Source organism: Massilia luteola (assembly GCF_034420155.1).
GTDB lineage: Bacteria > Pseudomonadota > Gammaproteobacteria > Burkholderiales > Burkholderiaceae_D > Telluria > Telluria luteola.
Genome location: NZ_JAXOFN010000055.1, coordinates 1 through 18,823 on the forward strand (window position 1 = coordinate 1; position 18,823 = coordinate 18,823).

General features: G+C 68.4%; 16 protein-coding genes, 2 rRNA genes and 1 riboswitch. Of the genes, 15 read left to right on the plus strand and 3 right to left on the minus strand.

The genetic code is table 11. The features are described from left to right. Both U9J41_RS28550 and U9J41_RS28555 read right to left on the minus strand, forming a co-directional pair. Positions 1–388, minus strand: a 16S ribosomal RNA gene (locus U9J41_RS28550); the annotation flags it as partial. A 269-nt stretch (positions 389–657) separates the two neighbouring features. Next, a complete protein-coding gene (locus tag U9J41_RS28555; RefSeq protein ID WP_322405564.1) occupies positions 658–849 on the minus strand; it encodes a hypothetical protein in 192 nt (63 codons plus the stop codon). A 9-nt stretch (positions 850–858) separates the two neighbouring features. On the opposite strand from U9J41_RS28555, the gene cobT reads away from it, so the two are divergent. The 15 genes from cobT to U9J41_RS28630 all read left to right on the plus strand — a co-directional run bounded on the left by cobT (position 859) and on the right by U9J41_RS28630 (position 18,638). Then, positions 859–1,893 carry a nicotinate-nucleotide--dimethylbenzimidazole phosphoribosyltransferase gene (gene cobT, locus U9J41_RS28560; RefSeq protein ID WP_322405565.1) on the plus strand — a complete coding sequence of 345 codons (1,035 nt, stop codon included), beginning with the start codon at positions 859–861 and terminating at the stop codon, positions 1,891–1,893. Next, a complete protein-coding gene (locus U9J41_RS28565) occupies positions 1,893–2,678 on the plus strand; it encodes an adenosylcobinamide-GDP ribazoletransferase (RefSeq protein WP_322405566.1) in 786 nt (261 codons plus the stop codon). Before cobT ends, U9J41_RS28565 begins: the two co-directional genes overlap by 1 nt. Continuing rightward, positions 2,675–3,208, plus strand: a complete 534-nt coding sequence (gene cobC, locus U9J41_RS28570; protein ID WP_322405568.1) for an alpha-ribazole phosphatase family protein — start codon at positions 2,675–2,677, stop codon at positions 3,206–3,208. The genes U9J41_RS28565 and cobC overlap by 4 nt, the downstream gene beginning before the upstream one ends. A 21-nt stretch (positions 3,209–3,229) precedes the next feature. Next, positions 3,230–3,468: riboswitch (cobalamin riboswitch) on the plus strand. A gap of 68 nt (positions 3,469–3,536) precedes the next feature. Further along, the gene (locus U9J41_RS28575; RefSeq protein ID WP_322405569.1) at positions 3,537–5,381 is read left to right on the plus strand and encodes a TonB-dependent receptor domain-containing protein; all 1,845 of its coding nucleotides are present in this window, start codon (positions 3,537–3,539) and stop codon (positions 5,379–5,381) included. Between the two features lie 21 nt (positions 5,382–5,402). Next, positions 5,403–6,425: a FecCD family ABC transporter permease gene (locus U9J41_RS28580; RefSeq protein WP_322405570.1), complete on the plus strand. Its 1,023-nt coding sequence runs from the start codon at positions 5,403–5,405 to the stop codon at positions 6,423–6,425. Then, positions 6,425–7,201, plus strand: a complete 777-nt coding sequence (locus U9J41_RS28585; protein ID WP_322405583.1) for an ABC transporter ATP-binding protein — start codon at positions 6,425–6,427, stop codon at positions 7,199–7,201. The genes U9J41_RS28580 and U9J41_RS28585 overlap by 1 nt, the downstream gene beginning before the upstream one ends. Then, entirely contained in the window at positions 7,194–7,820 is a 627-nt protein-coding gene (cobO, locus tag U9J41_RS28590) for a cob(I)yrinic acid a,c-diamide adenosyltransferase (protein WP_322405571.1), read from the plus strand. The genes U9J41_RS28585 and cobO overlap by 8 nt, the downstream gene beginning before the upstream one ends. After that, positions 7,820–9,118, plus strand: a complete 1,299-nt coding sequence (locus U9J41_RS28595; RefSeq protein ID WP_322405572.1) for a cobyrinic acid a,c-diamide synthase CobB — start codon at positions 7,820–7,822, stop codon at positions 9,116–9,118. Before cobO ends, U9J41_RS28595 begins: the two co-directional genes overlap by 1 nt. Then, positions 9,115–9,675, plus strand: coding sequence for a bifunctional adenosylcobinamide kinase/adenosylcobinamide-phosphate guanylyltransferase (cobU, locus tag U9J41_RS28600; RefSeq protein WP_322405573.1), 561 nt, complete (start codon positions 9,115–9,117; stop codon positions 9,673–9,675). Before U9J41_RS28595 ends, cobU begins: the two co-directional genes overlap by 4 nt. Next, a complete protein-coding gene (locus tag U9J41_RS28605; protein ID WP_322405574.1) occupies positions 9,669–10,610 on the plus strand; it encodes a CobD/CbiB family cobalamin biosynthesis protein in 942 nt (313 codons plus the stop codon). The genes cobU and U9J41_RS28605 overlap by 7 nt, the downstream gene beginning before the upstream one ends. Then, positions 10,603–11,595 carry a threonine-phosphate decarboxylase CobD gene (cobD, locus tag U9J41_RS28610; RefSeq protein WP_322405576.1) on the plus strand — a complete coding sequence of 331 codons (993 nt, stop codon included), beginning with the start codon at positions 10,603–10,605 and terminating at the stop codon, positions 11,593–11,595. The genes U9J41_RS28605 and cobD overlap by 8 nt, the downstream gene beginning before the upstream one ends. Next, positions 11,592–12,470, plus strand: a complete 879-nt coding sequence (locus U9J41_RS28615; protein WP_322405577.1) for a cobalamin-binding protein — start codon at positions 11,592–11,594, stop codon at positions 12,468–12,470. Before cobD ends, U9J41_RS28615 begins: the two co-directional genes overlap by 4 nt. Continuing rightward, positions 12,467–13,933: a cobyric acid synthase gene (locus tag U9J41_RS28620; protein WP_322405579.1), complete on the plus strand. Its 1,467-nt coding sequence runs from the start codon at positions 12,467–12,469 to the stop codon at positions 13,931–13,933. Before U9J41_RS28615 ends, U9J41_RS28620 begins: the two co-directional genes overlap by 4 nt. Positions 13,934–14,264: 331 nt before the next feature. After that, the gene (locus U9J41_RS28625; RefSeq protein ID WP_322405580.1) at positions 14,265–18,140 is read left to right on the plus strand and encodes a carbohydrate binding domain-containing protein; all 3,876 of its coding nucleotides are present in this window, start codon (positions 14,265–14,267) and stop codon (positions 18,138–18,140) included. A 111-nt stretch (positions 18,141–18,251) separates the two neighbouring features. Then, a complete protein-coding gene (locus U9J41_RS28630) occupies positions 18,252–18,638 on the plus strand; it encodes a DUF2061 domain-containing protein (RefSeq protein WP_322405582.1) in 387 nt (128 codons plus the stop codon). Positions 18,639–18,704: 66 nt separating this feature from the next. Here U9J41_RS28630 and rrf read toward each other — a convergent pair. Further along, positions 18,705–18,817: ribosomal RNA gene (gene rrf, locus U9J41_RS28635) — 5S ribosomal RNA — on the minus strand. Positions 18,818–18,823 lie beyond the last annotated feature (6 nt).

An 18,823-nucleotide genomic window follows, 5' to 3' on the forward strand; every position in this document is an offset into this window, starting at 1 on the left:
TGCTGGATCAGGCTTGCGCCCATTGTCCAAAATTCCCCACTGCTGCCTCCCGTAGGAGTCTGGGCCGTGTCTCAGTCCCAGTGTGGCTGGTCGTCCTCTCAGACCAGCTACTGATCGTCGCCTTGGTGAGCCTTTACCTCACCAACTAGCTAATCAGATATCGGCCGCTCCAGGAGCATGAGGCCCGAAGGTCCCCCACTTTCATCCTTGGATCGTATGCGGTATTAGCGTAACTTTCGCTACGTTATCCCCCACTCTTGGGTACGTTCCGATATATTACTCACCCGTTCGCCACTCGCCGCCAGGTTGCCCCGCGCTGCCGTTCGACTTGCATGTGTAAAGCATGCCGCCAGCGTTCAATCTGAGCCAGGATCAAACTCTTCAGTTTAATCTCTGTTTTTGTCGATTTCTCGACAGATCGCTCACTCAAAATACTGACCGTTACTCATTGCTGAGCAACGTATTTCTTTTGCGTGAACATTTGATAATTTAAGCATTCAGCAGCACTTACGTGACTGCTGGCACCTCATCAAACGCCCACACTTATCGACTGTTGATTGTTAAAGAACTGTATTCGGTACTGCCTTGCTGCATCTGCGAATCGTTTTGTTCGTCAGCAGCAGAGGAGCGAGAGTATGCAGCACATCGTTTAACTCGTCAACCCCTCTTTTTCTTCAACACAAGCGGCGTTGTCAAAACACCGGATTCAACTGTTTGATTTAGCTGAAATTTCTTGCGCTGCAGAAGCAGGACGCGAACTATAGCAAACCGGATCGGAGGTATGCAAGGGGGCTGTGGTAAGAATTCTTCAGTTGCTTGTGTGCTATCTTTGCCGCCTTCCTTATCCATGGAGCTCCCATGCGCCTCCCGCACATCGCCCCCACGGCCGATCCCGACCTCGCCTCGCAACTCTCTGCCGCCGTCAATAACAAAACCAAACCGCTCGGCAGCCTCGGCGCGCTCGAACGCCTGGCCAGCCGCCTGGGCCTGATCCAGCGCACGGTCGCGCCCACGATCGAGCAGCCGGCCATCCTCGTGTTCGCCGGCGACCATGGCGTCGTCGCGGAAGGCGTCTCGGCCTATCCACAGGACGTCACCTGGCAGATGGTCGAGAATTTCCTCGCCCACGGCGCCGCCATCAATGTGTTCGCGCGCCAGAACGGCATCGATCTGCACGTCGTGGATGCGGGCGTCAATCACGACTTCGGCGTGCGCGCCGGCCTCGTCGACCGCAAGGTGGCGCGCGGCACACGCAACTTCGCGCGCGAGCCGGCGATGACGCCCGGGCAGTGCGCGGCCGCGCTGGAACATGGCGCCGCGCTCGCGGTCGACCTGTCCGGCAACGTGGTCGGCTTCGGCGAGATGGGCATCGGGAACACGACGGCGGCAGCAGCCCTGATGCACAAGCTGACCGGGCTCCCCGTCGCGGACTGCGTCGGCGCCGGCACCGGCCTGTCGCCGGACGGCGTGCTGCACAAGCAGCGCGTGATCGAGGCGGCCGTCCGGCACCACGCCGGCGTCGACGATCCGCTCGCCGTGCTGGCGGCGTTCGGCGGCTTCGAGATCGCGATGATGGCCGGCGCGATGCTCAAGGCGGCCGCGCTGCGCAAGGTGCTGCTGATCGACGGCTTCATCGTGACGAGCGCCCTGCTCGCGGCGGCGCGCATCGCGCCCGCGATCGTGGACTACTGCGTGTTCGCGCACTGCTCGGACGAATCCGGCCACCGCCGCATGCTGGACGCGCTCGGCGCCGAGCCCCTGCTGCACTTGAACCTGCGCCTGGGCGAAGGCACGGGCGCCGCGCTGGCCCTGCCGCTGCTGCACGCGGCCGCGAACTTCCTGAACGAGATGGCGACGTTCGAATCGGCCAGCGTCAGCGAAAAGTCGGCCTGATGCGGCAACTGCGCCTGTTCTTCATCGCCCTGCAGTTCTTCACGCGCTTGCCGATCCCGGCGTGGGTCGGCTTCGACGCCAGCTGGCTGCAGCATGCGTCGCGTTACTTCCCGCTCGTCGGCGTCGTCGTCGCGGCGATCGCGGCGGCCGTGTATTACGCCGGCGCGCTCGTGCTGCCCGCGCCGGTGGCGGCCGTGCTGTCGACCGCGGCCTCGATCTGGATCACGGGCGCGTTCCATGAAGACGGCTTTGCCGACACGTGCGACGGCCTCGGTGGCGGCATGACGAAGGAACGGGCACTGGAGATCATGAAGGATTCGCGCGTCGGTGCCTACGGCGCGATCGGCATCATGTGCATGCTGGCGGCCAAACTGTCCGCGCTGGCACTGCTGCCGCCGCGCGTGGCCGTGGCCGCGCTGTTCGTCGCGCATCCGTTCTCGCGGCTCGCGGCGACGGCGCTGATCTGGAAGCTGAAATACGTGCGCAGCGAAGGCAAGGCCAAGCCGCTGGCGCAGCAGATGACGACCGCCGAATTCGCGATCGCGGCGCTGACGTGCGCGCTGCCGGCGGCGTGCGTGCTCGCCACCGGCAGGATGACACCGGCCGCCCTGCTGGCCGCCGTGCTGGCCGCGACGGCCGCCGCGCTGTGGCTGGGCCGCCTGTTCGTGCGCCGCCTCGGCGGCTATACGGGCGACTGCCTCGGCGCCGTGCAGCAACTGGCCGAAGCGCTGGCCTATCTTGCCGTGCTGGCGACGCTGGGCCACGGCACCTGGACCGCGGCATGACGCTGTATCTGGTGCGCCATCCGCGGCCGGACGTGGCACCGGGCCTGTGCTACGGCGCCAGCGACGTGCCCGTGCCCGAAGCGGAGCTCGCGCGCGTGCACGCCGCGCTGGCGCAGCGCAAGTTGGACGACCTGCCTGTCTACGCCAGCCCGCTGCAACGTTGCGCCCTGCTGGCCGAACGCCTCGCATCCGGCCGCGTGACGTTCGATGCGCGCCTGGCCGAGATGGATTTCGGCGCGTGGGAGCTGCACCCCTGGTCCGCGATCCCGCGCGCCGACGTCGACGCCTGGACCGCCGACCTGCTCCACTACCGTCCCGGCGGCGCGGAGAACGTGCTCGACGTGGCGCGCCGCGTGCATGCCTTCGTCGACGATCTGCGTGTCCCCGCCGCGCTGATCGTCTGCCACGCCGGCACCATCCGCCTGCTGGCGGCCCTGCATGGCGGCGCATCGCTGGAACAGGCCGCGCTGCACGCGGCGCGGACGCCCCATCGCATCGGCTACGGCGACGTCGTCGTGCTGAAAGACTGACAACGGCGCACACCAAACGCCGTATAATGTCGGCGTTTTGGTGCTCGCGTCCGATCTCTCGGGCGCAGTTAAACGGGAAACACGAAGCCTCGCTTTCATGAGCAAGCGCCAACGTGTGCTGCCCCCGCAACGGTAAGCAAGTGCCGCCCGCGTTCGACGCGTGCGCGGCAACCGTCTCCACATACCACTGTGCATCCGCATGGGAAGGTCGGACGGCCATACTTGCCAGCCCGGATACCGGCCAAAAGGTGGAAGCGCGCGGTTCGCCCGCGCTTCTGTTCACCTGGCTGACGGGGACGTCGGCCGGTTGTCCGTTACGTAGATCATCATGTCCTTTCCCGTTTCCCGGCAGGCGGCCGCGCTGTCGCTCGCATTCGCCGCCGCCGCATCGGCCCACGCCGATCCCATCCCCGACACCGTCGTCGTCACGGCCAATCGCACGCCGCAGCACGTTGATGACGTCATTCCCGACACCGTCGTGGTCACGAGCGACGACATCGCCCGCGCCGGCGCGGGCTCCGTCGCCGACGTGCTGCGCCGCCAGCGCGGCATCGAGATCGGCCGCAACGGCGGCGCCGGCACCAACACGACCGTCTTCCTGCGCGGCGCCAACAGCAACCAGGTCGTCGTGCTCGTCGACGGCGTGCGCATCGGCGCCGCGACCACCGGCGCGGCCGCGTGGAATGCCCTGCCGCTGTCGTCGATCGACCATATCGAGATCGTCTACGGTCCCCTGAGCTCCCTGTACGGCGCGGACGCCATCGGCGGCGTCGTGCAGATCTTCACGAAGCAGAGCGACGGCCGGCCCGCCTTCAGCGCCGGCGCGGGGGGCGGCACGTATGGCACGAACCAGTACGACGCCGGTGTGCACGGCTCGACGGGCGGTGCGCACGGCGTGACGTATGCGCTCTCCGGCGCGCGCGAAGAATCGGACGGCTTCTCGGCCACGCGCCCCGGGGCATACGGCTACAACGGCGACGCCGATGGCTATACGCGCAACAGCGTCAACGGCCGCGTCGCGCTGCGCCTGGCGGAAGGCCACGAGATCGGCGCGCAATTCCTGCAGAGCCGCCTGAACGCGCAGTACGACAGCGGCAGCTCGGCCTTCGACGCGCACAACATCCAGGAAGTCGACAGCTATGCCGTATTCCTGAACGACCGCATCCGGCCCAACTGGCGCAGCAGCGTCCAGCTGGCGCGCTCGGAAGATAAACTGGGGAGCTTCACGGGCACTGCGCCTTCCGGCACCACGCAACTGAACACGCGCCAGGACGAGTTCACGTGGCAGAACACGTTTGACCTGGACGGCGACACGCTGCAGCTGCTGGCCGGCCACCGCAAGGAACAAGTCCTGTCCAGCGCCATCGCTGACGTCAACCGCACGCGCATCACGAATTCGATCTCGGCCGCGTACGACCTGCGCCGCGGCAGCCAGCTGCTCGACGTCAGCGCGCGCACCGACCGCTCCGAATACGGGTCGAAGACGACGGGCGCAGCCGGCTACGGCTACGAATTCACGAAGGACCTGCGCGCCACGGCCAGCGTCGGCACGAGCTTCCGCGCGCCCACGTTCAACGAGTTGTACTACCCGCACTACGGCCTGTCGAGCAACAAGCCGGAACGGGGCCGCAACGCGGAAGCGGGCGTGCAATACCGCGTGGCCGGCGTCGACCTGCAGGCGAATTACTACCGCAACCGCCTGACCGACATGATCGTGTCCGTCACGCCGTGCCCGGGCCATCCCGGCGGCAGCTGCGCCTACAACGTCGACCATGCGCTGCTGGAGGGCCTGACGCTGGCGGCAAACACCCGCCTCGGCAACCTCGACCTGCGCGCCAGCGCCGACCTGCAAAACCCGCGCGACGACACCACCGGCAAACAGCTGGCCCGCCGCGCGCGCCGCCACGCCAGCGTCGCCGCCGACTACAGCCTGGGCCAGGTGGACGCCGGCGTCGAGTTGCAGGCATCCGGCCGCCGTTTCGACGACGCCGCCAACGTGAACCGCCTCGGCGGCTACGGCCTGCTGAACCTGTACACTACCTGGCACATGACGCGCGACTGGTCGCTGCTGGTCCGCGTCGACAATGCCGCCGACAAGGCCTACGAACTGGCGCGCAACTACGGCACGGCCGGGCGCACCTGGTTCGCAGGACTCCGCTACGGTAGCCTCTGATCCATCATGTACCGACGAGCCATGCACCCTGTCCCACCGCCCCTGCGCCAGCGCGCCATCCTGACCATCGCCTTCCTGCTGTGTGCAGCGCTGGCCAGCCTGCTCGTCGCGGGCATGAGCGGGTCGATCGCCGTCGCGCCGTCCGACCTGCCGGACGCGGTGGCGCAGGTGCTGCGCGGCCGGCCCGAATCACTGGCCGCGTCGCTCGTCGAGCTGCGCGTCGGCCGCGCGCTGATGGCGTTCGTCACCGGCGGCGCGCTCGCGCTGGCGGGCGTCATGATGCAGGCGCTGCTGCGCAATCCGCTGGCCGATCCGTACGTGCTCGGGATCTCGGCCGGCGCCTCGGTCGGCGCGCTGTTTGCGCTGCTGCTGATGTGTGCCGCCGCCACCGTCGACCTCGCGGCGATGGGCGGCGCGGTGACGGTCGCGCTGCTGCTGTACCTGCTGGCGCGGCGCGACATGCGCAGCGGCGCAGCGGCCGAAGGCGGCACCTCGATGCTGCTGCTGACCGGCGTGATCATGTCCTCGGCCAGCATGGCGCTCGTCACGCTGATGCTGTCGATCGCGCCCGAGGGACGCCTGCGCAGCATGGTGTTCTGGATGATCGGCGACCTGGCCGGCGCGCCGCTGCGCATCCTGCCCTGGCTCGTGCTGGGCGCGGCGCTCGCGTACGCGCTGCGCAACGCGCGCGCGATGAACATGCTCGCGCTGCACGCGGAAGCCGCCGCCACGCTGGGCGTGCGCGTCGGCGCCGTGCGCAAGGGCCTGTTCTTCGTCTCGGCCGTGCTGACGGCGAGCGCCGTGACGAGCGCCGGCGCCATCGGCTTCGTCGGCCTGATCGTGCCGCACGCCTGCCGTTTCGCGTTCGGCCCGGACCACCGCGTGCTGGTGCCGGCCGCCGTGCTGGGCGGCGGCAGCCTGCTCGTGCTGTGCGATACGCTCGCGCGCACCGTCGTCGCGCCGACCCAGCTGCCGGTCGGCGCCATCACGGCGCTGATCGGCGCGCCCGTCTTCCTGTATCAACTGCATCGGCTGCACAAATGATGATCGCCACCCGACAACTGGAACTGCGGGCCGGCGGCCGCACGCTGGTGCGTGATCTCGACTGGACCGTCGACGCCGGCGAATGCTGGTCCATCGTGGGCCGCAACGGCGCCGGCAAGAGCACGCTGCTGCGCACCGTGGCCGGCCTGCGCGCGCCGGACGCGGGCACCGTCGCGCTGCACGGACGGCCGTTGCCCGGCTGGCCGCTGGAAGCGCTGGCGCGCGAACGGGCTTACCTGCCGCAGGCGCGCAGCGACGCCTTTGCCTACAGCGTGATGGAAACCGTGCTGTCGGCGCGCCACCCGTACCACGCGAACCGCTACTGGGAACACAGCGACGACCACCATGCGGCAATCGACGCGCTGGCCGCGATGGAAGTCGACCATCTCGCCGCGCGCGACGTGCGCACCTTGTCCGGCGGCGAGCGCCAGCGCGTGGCCATCGCCGCGCTGCTGGCCCAGGACACGCCGCTGCTGCTGCTGGACGAACCGGCCAACGCGCTCGACCTGGCGCACCAGGTCCGCACGATGTCGCTGCTCTCGCGCCTGTGCCGGCAGCGCGGCAAGACCGTCGTGATGATCGGCCACGACCTGAACCTGGCCCACAGTATCTCTACCCACGCCCTGCTGCTGATGGGCGACGGCCGCTGGCACGCCGGCACCGTCGACGACGCCATGCAGGCACCGCTGCTGAGCAGCTATCTCGGCCACCCGATCGATGCGATCGAGTACGGGAGCCGACGTATTTTCATTCCCCTGGAGCCCCATCATGACTGACCCGACACCCGAACAGACGGCGGAACTGAACGAGCGCCACCGCGTGCGCATGGAACGCAAGAAGGCGATCATCGACGCCAAGATCGCCGCGGCCGACAAACAGATCGGCATCATCATCGTCAACACCGGCAACGGCAAGGGCAAGAGCTCGAGCGCGTTCGGCATGGCCGCGCGCGCGCTCGGCCACGGCATGAAGGTCGGCGTGGTCCAGTTCATCAAGGGCGCGATGTCCACCGGCGAGGAACTGTTCCTGCGCCGCTTTCCCGACGACGTCAGCTTCCACGCGATGGGCGAAGGCTATACGTGGGAGACGCAGAACCGCGAACGCGACATCGCCAAAGCCGGGGAAGCCTGGGAACAGGCGCGCCGCTTCCTCGCCGACCCGGCCTACGGCCTCGTCGTGCTGGACGAACTGAACATCGCGCTCAAGTACCGCTACCTCGACGTGCACACAGTGATCGCCGACCTGCTCGACCGCCCGGAGATGCAGCACGTCGTGGTGACGGGCCGCGCGGCGCCGCCGGAACTGATCGCCGTCGCGGACACGGTGACGGAAATGAACGACGTCAAGCACGCCTTCAGGGCGGGCATCGGGGCCCAGGCCGGGACGGAGTGGTGATGAGCGCCGGCGCGCGCATGCTGCTGGTCGCGGCCATCGCGTCCGGCCAGGGCAAGACGACGGTGACGGCCGCGCTCGCGCGCCGGCTGCGCCGCATGGGCCAGCGGGTGCACGTGTTCAAATGCGGTCCGGACTTCATCGACCCGATGGTCCTCGAACACGCGAGCCGCGCGAAAGTCCACACGCTCGACCTGTGGATGGTCGGGCTGGAGCAAAGCCGCCAGCGCCTGGCCCGCGCCGCGCGCGAGGCCGACATCGTGCTGGTCGAAGGCGTGATGGGGCTGTACGACGGCGATCCGTCCGCCGCGGATCTCGCGCGCGCGTTCGACCTGCCGGTGCTGGCCGTGATCGACGCCTCGGCGATGGCGCAGACCGCCGGCGCCGTCGTGCTGGGCCTGCGCGATTACGGTCCCGTGCGGATGGCCGGCGTCGTCGCCAACCGCGTCGCGAGCGAAGGGCACGCCCGCATGGTGGCGGCATCGTTGCGCGACATCCCGCTGCTCGCGACGTTGCCGAAGCAGGGGCGCCAGCTGCCGGAACGCCATCTCGGCCTCGTCGTGCCGGGCGAAGTCGCCGACATCGACGCCATTCTCGACGACCTGGCCGACCAGCTGCAACTGGACGAGGCGGCGTGGAACGCGCTGGCGCCGCAACTGCCCGACGAGGCCTTACCGGAACCGCCGGTCACGCCGCTGCTGGCCGGGAAGACGGTGGCGATCGCGCGCGATGCCGCGTTCTGCTTCCTGTACGCGGCCAACGTCGACACCCTGGAAGCGCTGGGCGCGCGCGTGAGCTGGTTCTCGCCGCTCGCGGACGAGCCGGTGCCGGAGGATGCCGACGCCGTCTACCTGCCGGGCGGTTATCCGGAACTGCATTGCGAAGCGCTGGCGCAGGCGGCGCGCTGGCGCGACTCGATCCGCGCGGCGCACGCGGCCGGCCTGCCCATCCTCGGCGAGTGCGGCGGCATGATGGTGCTGGCCGACTCGCTCGTCGACAGCGATGGCCGGGCCTGGCCGATGGCGAGCCTGTTCCCCGGCCGCGTGCTGATGCAGCCGCGCCTCGCCGGGCTCGGACCGCAGGCGGTGGCAACGCAGGCCGGGCAGATGCGCGGCCATACGTTTCACTATTCGCGCCTGGAGACGCCGTTGCCGCCCGCCGCGTGGACGGCCAAGCATCCGTCCGGCGCCCAGGGCGAAGCGGTCTATCGTGTCGGCTCGCTGACGGCGTCGTACTTCCACGCCTTCTTCGCCTCGAACCCGGAGGCCGCCGCGAGCCTGCTGCGGGGGCAATTAACGTGACCCGCACCCTCGTCCTCGGCGGCGCCCGGTCCGGCAAGAGCGCGCTGGCCGAACGCCTGGCGCGCGAATCCGGGAAGGAAGTGATCTATCTAGCGACGTCGCACGCTGGCGACGCCGAGATGGCGGCGCGCATCGCCCATCACCGCGCACGCCGGCCGGCCGGCTGGCAAACGGTGGAGGAAGCGACGGCGCTGGCGGCCACGCTGCGCACGCTGTGCGCACCCGGGCGCCTCGTGCTCGTCGATTGCCTGACGTTGTGGCTCACGAACCTGATGTTCGCGACGCGCGAGGATGTGCCGGACGTCGGTCCGATCGTCCTGCCGCCGCTGTTCGGTGCCGAACGCGCCGCGTTATTGGCCTGGCTGGGCGAGCCGCCCGCGGGCGACGTCGTGTTCGTATCGAACGAAGTCGGCATGGGCATCGTGCCGTACGGCGCGGTGTCGCGCGCGTTCGTGGATGAAGCGGGGCGGCTGCACCAGGACGTGGCCGCGCGTTGCGACCGTGTGCTGTTCGTCGCGGCCGGCCTGCCGCTCGCGTTGAAAGGCGCGCCATGCTGAGCGGCCTGCCCGCGACGACCCTCGCGCTGACGCTCGTCGCCGGGGTGCTGCTGGACCTGTGGCTAGGCGAGGCGCCGCGCTGGCATCCGCTCGTCGGCTTCGGCCGGCTGGCAACCGCGCTGGAACGCCGGCTGAACCGGGGACGCCTGCGCATCGCGCGCGGCCTCCTCGCGTGGCTGCTGGCCGTGCTGCCATTGTCCGCATCTGCCTGGCTCGCGTGCCGCTACGGCGGCGCGGCGGCGCACGCGCTGCTGCTGTACGTCGGCATCGGGCTGCGCAGCCTGCGCGAGCACACGCTGCCGATCCACGCGGCGCTGGCCGCCGGCGACATCGACGCGGCGCGCGGCCTCACCGCACGCATCGTCAGCCGCGATACCGGGCAGGCCGGCGAACCGGATCTCGCCAAGGCCGGCGCGGAATCGCTGCTCGAAAACGGCAACGACGCCGTGTTCGGCACGCTGTTCTGGTTCCTCGTCGGCGGCGGCGCCGGCGTCGTCCTGTTCCGGCTCGCGAATACGCTGGATGCCATGTGGGGCTACCGCAACCAGAGATTCAACCTGTTCGGCCGCGTGGCCGCGCGCATCGACGACGTCTTGAATTATGTGCCGGCGCGGCTCACCGCGCTGTCGTACGTGCTGCTGGCGGAACGGGGACGGCTGCGTGCGTGGCGCTGCTGGCGCGCGCAGGCGCCCGCGTGGAGCAGCCCGAACGCGGGCCCGGTGATGGCCAGCGGCGCCGGCGCACTCGGCGTGCAACTGGGCGGCGCGGCCGTGTACGACGGCGTGACGGAAACGCGGCCCCCGCTCGGCAACGGCCCCGAGCCCGGCGCGGACGACATCCTGCGTGCCTGGCGCCTCGTGTGGCGCACGACGCTGCTGTGGGTCGTGGTCGCCGGCGCCGCACTGGTGCTGCTCGATGGGGTGATCCATGCTTGATCACGGCGGCAACCTGCGCGCCGCGCGGCAGCGCTACGGCGGCACGGACTGGATCGACCTCTCGACCGGCATCAATCCGCACGGCTACCCGGCGCCGGCGCCAATGCCCGATGCGTGGCGGCGCCTGCCCGAACCCGATCCGTCTCTCATGCGCGCCGCCTGCGACTACTACGGCGCGCCGCAACTGCTGCCGGTCGCGGGCACGCAGGCCGCGATCCAGGCCCTGCCCCGCCTGCGGGCCGAACTGGCCGGACCGGCGCGCGTGACGGTGGCCGCGCCGTCGTATGCGGAACACGCGCATCACTGGGGCCGCCACGGCCACGTCATGCGCGAGACCGCGTACGATGCGCTCGACGATGCAGTGGGCGGCAGCGACGTGATCGTCGTGGTGAACCCGAACAATCCGACCGGCGCGACGGTGACGCCGGCCACGCTGCTGGACTGGGCGGCGCGGCTGGGCGCGCGCGGCGGCTGGCTCGTCGTCGACGAAGCCTTCGGCGACACCGCCCGCCTGCTCAGCGTCGCCGGCCACGCCGGCCGGCCCGGCCTCATCGTGCTGCGCTCGGTCGGCAAATTCTTCGGCCTGGCCGGACTGCGGCTCGGCTTCGTAGTCGCGGAGGCGGCGCTGCTGACGGCGCTGGACGACCTGCTCGGGCCGTGGGCCGTCAGCGGACCGGCGCAGGAGATCGCCGTCGCGGCATTGCGCGACCGCGGCTGGCAGCAGGCGACGCACACGCGCCTCGCGCGCGACGGCGCGCGCCTGCATGCGCTGCTGGCGGCGCACGGTATCGACGCGCATGGCACGCCGCTGTTCCACTGGTGGGCGGAGTCGCGCGCGGAGGCCTTTCATGAACACATGGCGCGACGCGCGATCTGGGTGCGGCTGTTCCCGGGCGGCGCGCGCGGCATCCGCGTCGGCCTGCCGGGAACCGAATCCGAATGGCGCCGCATCGAACAAGCACTCAAGGAATGGAACGACCAATGAAACGATTCACGATCGCAGGCGCGGCACTGCTCGCGGCGACCCTGCAGGCACATGCCGCCATCAGCGTCAAGGACGACGCCGGCGCCACCGTCACCGTCGCCAGACCGGCACAGCGCGTGATCTCGCTGGCGCCGCACGTCACCGAACTGCTGTTCGCGGCAGGCGGCGGCAGCCACGTCGTCGGCGTGGTCTCGTACAGCGACTTTCCCGCGGAAGCGAAAAAGATCCCGGAGATCGGCTCGAACCGCGAAGTCGACCTGGAACGCATCATGGCCATGAAGCCAGACCTGATCGTCGTCTGGCGCCACGGCAGCTCGGAGCGCCAGATCGAGATGCTGCAGAAGCTCGGCATCCCGATGTTCCACAGCGAGCCGCAAAAGCTGGAAGACATCGCGGACAATGTGCAGAAGCTCGGCCAGCTGATGGGGACCGATACCGTGGCCGGCCCCGCCGCGGCCGGCCTGCGCGGCCAGATCGCCAGCCTGCGCAACCGTTATGCGAAGCGTCCCGTCGTGCGCAGCTTTTACCAGGTGTGGGACAAGCCGCTGTACACGCTGAGCGGGCGCCACATCGTCAGCGACGCGCTGCGCCTGTGCGGCGGCGAGAACATCTTCGACAAGCTGCCCGTGACGGCGCCCGTCGTGTCGATCGAGGCCGTGCTGCAGGAGAATCCGGAGGCGATCTTCGCCACGGCGGAAAAGAACTACGGCGGCGTGAGCATGTGGAAGCAATACGGCACGCTCACCGCGGTCCGCAACGACAACCTGTTCACCATCGACGGCAATCTGCTCAACCGCTCCGGTCCGCGCATGATCGCCGGCGCCGCCCAGCTGTGCGAGAAGCTCGAACTGGCGCGCAGCCACCGCGTCAAATGAACCGCTTCCCGTATTCCACGCTGATGGTGCAGGGCACGACGTCGGATGCCGGCAAGACCACGCTCGTCGCCGCGCTGTGCCGCCTGCTGGCCCGCCGCGGCGTGCGCGTGGCGCCGTTCAAGCCGCAGAACATGGCGCTGAACAGTGCCGTCACGAGCGACGGCGGCGAGATCGGCCGCGCCCAGGCGCTGCAGGCCGTCGCCGCCGGCGTGGCGCCGCACACCGACATGAACCCGGTGCTGCTGAAACCATCCAGCGACATCGGCGCGCAAGTCATCATCCACGGCCGCGTGCGCGCCGAGATGGACGCGCGCGACTACCACCAGTACAAGACGGTGGCGATGCAAGCCGTGCTCGAATCGCATGCACGCCTGCGCGCGCAGTACGCCGCGGTGATCGTGGAGGGCGCCGGCAGCCCGGCCGAAATCAACCTGCGCGACCGCGACATCGCCAACATGGGGTTCGCGGAAGCCGTCGACTGCCCGGTGATCCTGGTCGCGGACATCGACCGCGGCGGCGTGTTCGCGCACATCGTCGGCACGCTGGCCTGCCTGTCGGACAGCGAACGCGCGCGCATCATCGGCTTCGTCATCAACCGCTTCCGCGGCGACATCGGGCTGCTCGAACCGGGCCTCGACTGGCTGGAGGCGCAGACCGGCAAGCCGGTGTTGGCCGTGCTGCCCTATCTGCACGGCCTGTACCTGGATGCGGAAGATGCGGTGCAGGCCGTGGCGCCCGGCACCGGTGCGTTTCGCATCGTCGTGCCCAGCTATCCGCGCATGAGCAACCACACGGACTTCGATGCGCTGCGCGTCCATCCCGACGTCGACCTGCGCTTCGTGCGCGAGGGCGAACCGGCGCCGATTGCTGACCTCATCATCCTCCCCGGCAGCAAGAACACGCGCGGCGACCTCGCGTGGCTGCAGGCGCAAGGCTGGCCGGACCGCATCCGCCGCCATCTGCGCTATGGCGGCAAGGTGATCGGCATCTGCGGCGGCTTCCAGATGCTGGGCGCCAGTGTCGACGATCCGCAGGGCGTCGAGGGCGCGCCCGGCCACTCGCAGGGACTCGGCCTGCTGGACCTCGGCACGACGCTGACGCGCGAAAAGCGCCTCGCGCAGGTGAGCGGCCGCTGCGTGTTCGCGTCCGCCGCGCCGGAAGCGGCGGTCGCCGGCTACGAGATCCATATGGGCGTCTCGACGGGCGGCGCGCTGTCCCGGCCCGCGTTCGCGATCGACGGGCGGCCGGAAGGCGCCTGCTCGGACGACGGCCAGGTGCTGGGCACCTATCTGCACGGACTGTTCGACCACCCGGACGCCTGCGCGGCGCTGCTGCGCTGGGCCGGGCTGCACAGCGAGCACGTGGTCGACACGGCCGCGCTGCGCGAGGCGAGCCTGGACCGGATCGCGGATGCGGCCGAGCCTTTGCTGCGCGCGCTGCTGGCGCGGGCGCCGCAAAGCTGATTGATATAAATCAATGTCAGCATTGAATGGCGCAGCACGTGCAGGCATTTATGTAATTTAACTACGTAACATTGTTTACTTTGAATCCATAAAACCGTATATTTCCCCTCATAAGTAGTAAAAATACTAAAGCCCATCCGGGCACGAGGGGAGATCATGGTACTCTGCCGCATCCACAAGGCCGTCGCGATCGTACGGCCTCCCGCCTTCCCTCCATCCAGCGCCCACGCGGCCGGCGATCCCTCCACCTGATAACCCTGTCGGCAGGCGGTGCCCGGGGCGCTTGGGGCTCGCCGCCTTTTCCTGCAAGCGCGATCCGAAGGAGAACCACATGCATTTCCGGAAGACCCCGGCCGCGCTCTGCGTGGCCAGCCTCGTTGCGTCCATGCTGCCGGCGGCGCACGCCGGCCCCATTCCCGCGGCCCACGTGTACCACAACCACATGCCGAATTTCTGGCCCTTTTATGCGGTCGACCCGGCGGCGAAATACGACGCCACCCCGGTCGGCGCGCCGGTCCGGTACACGTATGACGGGGACGTCATCAACCTCAAGAACAATCCGCCTTCCGGCTACCGCTACTACCTGCCGGCCGCGCTGGGCGGGGGCATCATGCCGCACGACGATCTGGTGTCCTACTACACGCCGGATGCCAAGACGGGCGCGTATCAGTACTGGCCAATGCAGGTCGCGAACGAGCTGCAGTCGTGGTCCGGCGGGCGCGGGCAGGTGCACGTGACGATGTCGGGCGCGGTCGTCAACAATGTGCAAAGCCTGGAGACGCTGCAGAACGTGCCCGGCTACAGCAACCCGTCGTGGGGCCAGTCCTGGTCGAACACCGCGGGCGCGCTGCACACCCAGAACAACTTCCGCACCCTGGACGCGATCCACTTCACGGGCCACCACTCGATGGGCCCCCTGGTCGGCGCCGACTACTTCCTCAAGGACCTGCTGTTCCAGAACGCGACCCTCGCGCAGTCCTATTTCCTGGGCGGGAACTTCGTCTCGTCGAAGGGTTACTTCCCGACGGAGCTGGGTTTTTCGGAGCGCCTGATCCCGACCCTGGCGAAGCTCGGCGTCCAGTGGTCGGTCCTGGGCAACAATCATTATTCGCGCACCCTGAAGGATTATCCGTACGCGACCTACGACGCCACCGGCGACACGCTGACGTCGCCGCCGAACCGCGCCGACCTGCGCAACACGTCCGCGACCGGCAGCTGGGTGGCCGCGCAGATGGCGCACGAGCAGCAGGTCATCGTGAACAAATTCCCGTTCGCGTCGACGCCGCACTGGGTGCGCCACGTCGATCCGGCCACGGGCGCCGTGACGCAAATCGCCGGCGTGCCGGTCAGCCAGAACGGTTCGTGGCTGGAAGGCTGGGAGGGCGCGACGACGGTCGACGAGATCACGCCGTATGCCGCGCTCGAGCCGCGCCAGTTCTACGTCATCGCGCACGACGGCGACAATTCGAGCGGCCGCGCCGGTTCGCTGTCGACGTGGCAGGCCGGCTACAACACGACCTGTGCCGGCAACGGCTACTGCCTCGGCATCGACGAATACCTGCGCGCGAATCCGATTCCGGCAAGCGACGTGCAGCACGTGCAGGACGGTTCCTGGGTCGACACGCGCGACTCCTCGTCCGATCCGACCTGGTATCACTGGCATTTGCCGTTCCTGATCTGGAAGGGCCAGTTCGCCGACTTCAACCGCGTCACCGGCATGAACCTCGCGCCCAAGACCAATCTGAAAGGCGTGCAGGAAGGCGCGACCGTGTCGTTCGAATATGGCTGGCATTACCTGGAACGTAATTTCGCTTTGCTGCAGGCAGCGCTCAACTACGCCAAGACGGCGGAGCAGATCTGGCTCGACGGCCATCCGAACTACTGGTCGCCCACGACCGCCGCGGACAAGCAGGTGACCTACACCGGCAACCAGCTGAACCCGTGGATGATGTCCTTCCCCGTCAAGGGCGACGCCGCCAAGGACTACGCCGGCGGCGCGAACCCGGCGGAGCTGGGCTGGTATTTCCTGCTGCCCGCGATGGACTCCGGCTTCGGCTACTACGACGAGAACAAGGACGACGACGTCAAGCCGACGCTCGCGTTCAACAATTCACTGGCGTTCTCGAAGCCCTATGTGCAGGCGCATGCGGCGGACGACCGCACCGGCCCGTCGGTCTGGTGGCCGCAACGCTATCCGTACAATCCCGGTTCCGTGAACGCGTCCAAGGCCGAGGGCTGGACCGTCCAGCACTACAGCAGCGACTTCGCGGTCTACACCTATGGCTACGACGTTTCCGGCATCACGAGCGCCGTCGTGAAGGTGCGCGTGCACGCGTCGAACAATATCGATGCGAACGACGACACCTATAAAGTCTACGATCCGGCCGCGCTGGCGGCGGCGCCCGGCCTGTCGATCACGCCATCGAGCGTTAGCGCCTGGCAGAGCTTCCCGATGAAGATGCGCGACCTGCAGTCGGCCATCAACGGCGTCGACTGGATTCCCGGCACGCGCGACACGCTGGCGGTCCTGCCCGCCGAGGAGATCGGCGACCTGTATTACACCTACCTGTCGGGCTTCCGCAACCAGCTGCTCGATTACTACGTCGAGATGACGGACAGCCGCGGCAACGTGACCCGCAGCGAGATCCAGCAGGTGTTCGTCGGCGCCGGCACGTATTCGCCGTCGTCGACGGGCTCCGGCTTCGTCGAAGACGTCAACGGCAAGGTCGCGGGCGTGTATCCGTTCCTCGTCGTCGACAAGGAGGCACCCAGCACGCCCGGCACGATCATCGCTTCACAGCTGACGGACCGCTCGGTGGCACTGGCATGGCCGGCGTCGACGGACAACGTCGGCGTGACGGGCTACACGGTGTACCGCAACGGCACCGCCGTCGGCACCACCGCGGCGACGAGCTACACGGACAGCGGGCTGACGCCGTCGACCCTCTATTCGTACAGCGTCACGGCGCAGGATGCGGCGGCCAACGCGTCGGCGCAGTCGGCCGTCACGAGCGTCACCACGAAACCTGCCGATACCGCGGCACCCACGGCGCCGGGGCAGCCGGTCGCCGGCACGGTGACCTCGACGTCCGTGGCACTCACCTGGACCGCATCGACGGATAACTACGGCGTGACGCAATACGTCGTCTACCGCAACGGCGCGCAGGCCGGCGTCACCGCGTCGACCGGTTTCACGGACAGCGGCCTGTCGCCCTCGTCGACCTATGTGTACACCATCGTCGCGAAGGACGCGGCGGGGAACGCCTCGAGCGCATCGGGCACGCGCTCGGTCACGACGGCCGCCGGCAACGTCGCCAACGTGTACTACCACCTGCCCTCGGGCTGGAGCACGGCCGACATCCACTACGCGCCGACCGGCGGTGCGTGGACGACGGCGCCGGGCGTGGCCATGCAGGCGGCGTGCACCGGATGGATGTCGTCGATCGTCAACCTGGGCAGCGCGACCGGCATGCAGGCGGCCTTCAACAACAATGCGGGCACCTGGGATAACCACGGCGGCGCCAACTACGCCCTCGGCACCGGGATATCGGCCGTGAACAACGGCGCGATCACGACCGGCGCGAGCCCCTGCGCGCCCGACACGACGGCCCCGACGTCCCCGGCCAACCTGCATACCACGGCCGTCGCGGCCAACTCGGTCGCTCTCGCGTGGGACGCCGCGACGGACAATGTGGGCGTGAGCAGCTACACGGTCTTCCGCAACGGCACCCGGGTGGCCAGCGTGTCCGGCACCGCTTACACCGACACCGGCGCGGCCGCCGGCACGGCGTATTCGTACACGGTCCAGGCGTTCGATGCGGCCGCGAATGCGTCCGCGGCGAGTGCCGCCTTGGCGGTGACGACGCCGGCCGCGACGACGAATTGCGCGGTCAGCTTCACGATCGCGAATGCGAACACGGTCGTCGGCCAGAACCTGTATGTGGTCGGCAACGCGACCGCGCTCGGGTCCTGGGCGCCTGCGAACGGCTTTGCGTTGACGATCCAGGGCAGCGGCGCGAACGTGCCGTGGACCGGGACGGTGACCCTGCCGCCGAATACCGCGCTCCAGTACAAGTACGTGAAGTGGAACGGGTCGACGGCGACGTGGGAAAGCAACCAGACGACGGCGTCGGGCAATCGCGAACTCAGCACGCCGGCGACCTGCAGCTCGACAATCACGCGCAACGACGGGAACTTCAAGCCCTGATCGGCCTGGCTCGACCATAGGAGCCGTCTATCAGCGGCTTCGAATCATCCGATTGGCCTACGCAGATGAGAATCGATATCATTTGCAGCAACAGGACCACGGGAGATTCACATGGCAGCGGCACGCAAGGGCAGTCAGGTCATCACGCATATGGCGATCGGTTTCGCGCTCGCCTATGCGTGCACGGGTTCGATCGCGCTCGGCGGACTGGCCGTGCTGGTCGAACCCGTGTTGAACGTCGTGCTGCTGCCTTTCCACGAACACGCATGGGCGCGCGTGGTGCACGGGGCCGGCGGGCGGCGCCGCTATCTGATGGTCGGACTCGAAAAGATCAGCCAGGCGGCGATGCACGGCGGCGTGGCATTCCTCGTCCTGTACGTTGCCACCGGGTCGGCGGCCTTGGGCGGCATGGCGGCGCTGCTCGAACCGGTGTGCAATGTGATATTGATGCCGCTGCACGACAAATTGTGGGATAACGCGCTGGGCGCCGCTGGTTGATTTTAGGGATCCAGAAAAGCAAAAAGCCCGCTCAGTATCAACTGAGCGGGCTTCTGCATATAACTAGCCTGACGATAACCTACTTTCACACTGGTTGCAGCACTATCATCGGCGCAAAGTCGTTTCACGGTCCTGTTCGGGATGGGAAGGGGTGGTACCGACTTGCTATGGTCATCAGGCATAAC

What these genes read in the sequence shown, in the direction of transcription:
- U9J41_RS28615 (WP_322405577.1), top strand. Translation starts at nt 11,592, where the DNA reads ATGAAACGATTCACGATCGCAGGCGCGGCACTGCTCGCGGCGACCCTG.
- U9J41_RS28575 (WP_322405569.1), top strand. Translation starts at nt 3,537, where the DNA reads ATGTCCTTTCCCGTTTCCCGGCAGGCGGCCGCGCTGTCGCTCGCATTC.
- U9J41_RS28630 (WP_322405582.1), top strand. Translation starts at nt 18,252, where the DNA reads ATGGCAGCGGCACGCAAGGGCAGTCAGGTCATCACGCATATGGCGATC.
- U9J41_RS28555 (WP_322405564.1), bottom strand. Translation starts at nt 849, where the DNA reads ATGGATAAGGAAGGCGGCAAAGATAGCACACAAGCAACTGAAGAATTC.
- U9J41_RS28565 (WP_322405566.1), top strand. Translation starts at nt 1,893, where the DNA reads ATGCGGCAACTGCGCCTGTTCTTCATCGCCCTGCAGTTCTTCACGCGC.
- cobD (WP_322405576.1), top strand. Translation starts at nt 10,603, where the DNA reads ATGCTTGATCACGGCGGCAACCTGCGCGCCGCGCGGCAGCGCTACGGC.
- U9J41_RS28605 (WP_322405574.1), top strand. Translation starts at nt 9,669, where the DNA reads ATGCTGAGCGGCCTGCCCGCGACGACCCTCGCGCTGACGCTCGTCGCC.
- U9J41_RS28625 (WP_322405580.1), top strand. Translation starts at nt 14,265, where the DNA reads ATGCATTTCCGGAAGACCCCGGCCGCGCTCTGCGTGGCCAGCCTCGTT.
- cobO (WP_322405571.1), top strand. Translation starts at nt 7,194, where the DNA reads ATGACTGACCCGACACCCGAACAGACGGCGGAACTGAACGAGCGCCAC.
- U9J41_RS28580 (WP_322405570.1), top strand. Translation starts at nt 5,403, where the DNA reads ATGCACCCTGTCCCACCGCCCCTGCGCCAGCGCGCCATCCTGACCATC.
- U9J41_RS28595 (WP_322405572.1), top strand. Translation starts at nt 7,820, where the DNA reads ATGAGCGCCGGCGCGCGCATGCTGCTGGTCGCGGCCATCGCGTCCGGC.
- U9J41_RS28585 (WP_322405583.1), top strand. Translation starts at nt 6,425, where the DNA reads ATGATCGCCACCCGACAACTGGAACTGCGGGCCGGCGGCCGCACGCTG.
- cobT (WP_322405565.1), top strand. Translation starts at nt 859, where the DNA reads ATGCGCCTCCCGCACATCGCCCCCACGGCCGATCCCGACCTCGCCTCG.
- U9J41_RS28620 (WP_322405579.1), top strand. Translation starts at nt 12,467, where the DNA reads ATGAACCGCTTCCCGTATTCCACGCTGATGGTGCAGGGCACGACGTCG.
- cobC (WP_322405568.1), top strand. Translation starts at nt 2,675, where the DNA reads ATGACGCTGTATCTGGTGCGCCATCCGCGGCCGGACGTGGCACCGGGC.